The 1,049-nt window shown below is 38.8% G+C and carries 1 protein-coding gene and 1 pseudogene; one reads left to right on the top strand and one right to left on the bottom strand.

The window, feature by feature from the left end:
• Window positions 1–455: 455 nt before the first annotated feature.
• Window positions 456–617 (bottom strand): hypothetical protein, encoded by a 162-nt coding sequence (locus tag BLV54_RS16355; RefSeq protein ID WP_176969814.1) that lies wholly within the window; start codon window positions 615–617, stop codon window positions 456–458.
• Between the two features lie 339 nt (window positions 618–956).
• Between BLV54_RS16355 and BLV54_RS15895 the strand changes: the two are divergent.
• A pseudogene (locus BLV54_RS15895) lies at window positions 957–1,049 on the top strand (IS5/IS1182 family transposase); the annotation flags it as partial.

Here is a 1,049-nt window from a genome sequence, read left to right as displayed (position 1 = left end):
CAGGTTACCTATCGCCAGCAGAATTTACACAGCGATACTATGCAAATCAACTCGCAGCTTAATCATATGGACTCCATATTTGACAACACATATCAAACTGTATGAGACAGAAACTAAAAAAAAGTTTTTATTTTGTTGAAACTTTCATTTTGAGAATGAGTCTTATTTATACCTCTTTTGTTGTAAGATGAATGTTGAACGACGGTACACATTTATTAATGTTCGCTGTGTATTATGCATAGATGTGTACCGTTCTTTTTTTGCGACTCCCTCTAATGATGCACAATTTGATCTCTTCCATCCTTTTTTCTGTATCGTTTTTTTTAAGATTGCAGAGAAATAACTTTTCATATATCCCACACTGATTAATTGCCATCACTACTTGTTTATAACGAGTTTTAAGGGTTGATTGAAATCATCATCGAAATTTATACCAGTCAGGAGGAGATACTGGCTTAAGCTCGATAAAGGGTTCCATTATCCCTGCACCATTCATAAACGGGGTCATCTGTTTTCATGCCGTGTTTCTCCATTTCAATATGTTTTATGTAGGCTTTGATCTTGTGGCGAGTATTTGACCACCAGCCAGATTCATCGCCAGATCTCCCCTTTTTCATTCGTCAAACTGATTGTTCCGCAAGCCAGCGGATAAGGTGTCGGGTGCGGGATTTTGAACCACAGGCCAGCCATTTCCAGTATATTGAGCACAAATGAAGGAATTCCAGCCAAAGTAGCCTTTGGCCATGTTTAGCAATCGTAACAACTTTGTTACTGTTAATTTCAAAAGTATGGAAGATATACAAAAATCATATAATTGCTTGTTAGGCAGCGATGCTCGGACGGTTCAGAAGTTGGATTAACTAGGGTCTGTTGACGTTTTGAGATAAGTATTTCATAAATAGAAGCAAACTCGTAATATTGCGAGGTTCTCACACCACCGATAAAACGAGTTTCCGATGCCCCGATTGATGCTCAGCGATGAGCTCTGGTCGAAGCTGGAGAAAATTCTGCTTCAAGAAGCGATTTATAACAAGCGCAATTTGCGCATG

It is taken from the genome of Nitrosomonas sp. Nm33 (assembly GCF_900107265.1).
Classification (GTDB): domain Bacteria; phylum Pseudomonadota; class Gammaproteobacteria; order Burkholderiales; family Nitrosomonadaceae; genus Nitrosomonas.
Note: the sequence above shows the minus strand (reverse complement) of the source record. Positions and strands in the feature narration are given on the sequence as shown.

Bases quoted from the DNA above. Each gene is read 5' to 3' on its own strand.
- BLV54_RS16355 (WP_176969814.1), bottom strand. From the start codon at position 617: ATGAAAAAGGGGAGATCTGGCGATGAATCTGGCTGGTGGTCAAATACT.